General features: G+C 38.0%; 2 protein-coding genes and 1 pseudogene. All 3 read left to right on the top strand.

What is annotated here, in order from left to right; all coding sequences use genetic code 11:
* Positions 1–542: pseudogene (locus UYI_RS39455) on the top strand (ISNCY family transposase); the annotation flags it as partial.
* A 79-nt stretch (positions 543–621) separates the two neighbouring features.
* Positions 622–756, top strand: a complete 135-nt coding sequence (locus UYI_RS39920) for a hypothetical protein (RefSeq protein ID WP_268742386.1) — start codon at positions 622–624, stop codon at positions 754–756.
* A 163-nt stretch (positions 757–919) separates the two neighbouring features.
* Positions 920–1,333 (top strand): hypothetical protein, encoded by a 414-nt coding sequence (locus UYI_RS37445; RefSeq protein WP_016870632.1) that lies wholly within the window; start codon positions 920–922, stop codon positions 1,331–1,333.
* Positions 1,334–1,351: the final 18 nt, after the last annotated feature.

Below are 1,351 nucleotides of genomic sequence, written 5' to 3'. Positions count from 1 at the left end.
AATTTGGTTTGGATGTGATTGCTTATATAGGAGCATTACGCTACCAGGAACATAGAAGTGTTACCCAAATACACGCTCACCTTGAATTAAAGGGTATATGTATAAGTAAACGAACGGTCACACACCTAATTGACAGATATGACGAGTTACTTTCTTTATGGCTAAAAGACCATAAAAGATTAAAAGCAATAGTGGCTAATCAAGGACGGGTGATATTAGCAATTGATGGGATGCAGCCAGAAATTGGACATGAGGTATTATGGGTAATTCGAGATTGCTTATCAGGAGAAATTTTACTTGCTAAAACCTTGTTATCATCAACAAATGAAGATTTAGTAGCGTTATTATTAGAAGTAACTAACACTCTGGATGTACCAATTGATGGAGTTGTTAGTGATGGGCAACAATCAATTCGTAAAGCTGTTGGGTTAGCATTACCTAGAATTGCTCACGGTTTATGTCATTACCATTACCTGAAAGAAGCAATTAAACCCATATATGAGGCGGATCGCCATGCAAAAAAGGAATTGAAAAAAAATTAGAGGATTACGGGACATTGAACGTAGTGTTACTAATGAAACTCAGGAAATGGTAACTATTATTGAAGATTATTGCTCGGCAGTGCGTAGTTCTATAACCAATGATGGTCATCCACCGTTAGAAGCATCTGGATTAAAGTTACAAGAAAACTTAACGTTGATAGAGCAAAGCTTAGAGCGAATGGAAAAAAAGTGTTTTACCGCCACCTTTAGTTAACTTAAAACACCTCCTAGCCAAGGGTTTATCTGCGACTGAATCTTTATTTTCACCTGTTAAGGTTGCGTATGAGTGGGTTGATAAAGCTAGTAATATTCTCAACAATAAAATAGGTCTAGATGCTGCTGGTGTCAAACAAAGTTATCAACAACTATTAACTCAAATGTCCCAACAAAAGCAGAAAGCTGGTACGTTGAACACCGCAATCGATAACTTTATAAAAACCACCCATAGCTACTGGTCTGGACTTTTTCATTGTTACGAAATTGAAGATTTCCCCAGAACTAATAATGACTTAGAACATGCTTTTGGTATGCTACGTCATCATCAACGTCGTTGTACTGGTCGTAAGGTTGCTCCCTCATCCCTCCTTATTCGTGGTTCTGTCAAACTTGCTTGTGCGATCGCTACTAAACTTCATTCTTTTACCGCATCTGATTTAGCTCAAGTTGATATTCATACTTGGCTTGAATTACGCTCTCAGTTGCAAAAACACCACAAAGCCAGAATTGAACAGTATCGATTTCGCCGAGACCCCAAGGCTTACTTAGCTAATCTAGAGAGTCGTCTTCTCTAGTAAGTTTTGCCACACTAG

Source organism: Fischerella muscicola PCC 7414, from assembly GCF_000317205.1.
GTDB lineage: Bacteria > Cyanobacteriota > Cyanobacteriia > Cyanobacteriales > Nostocaceae > Fischerella > Fischerella muscicola.
Note: the sequence above shows the minus strand (reverse complement) of the source record. Positions and strands in the feature narration are given on the sequence as shown.

Coding starts and splice junctions, on each gene's coding strand:
- UYI_RS37445 (WP_016870632.1), top strand. CDS start 920: ATGTCCCAACAAAAGCAGAAAGCTGGTACGTTGAACACCGCAATCGAT.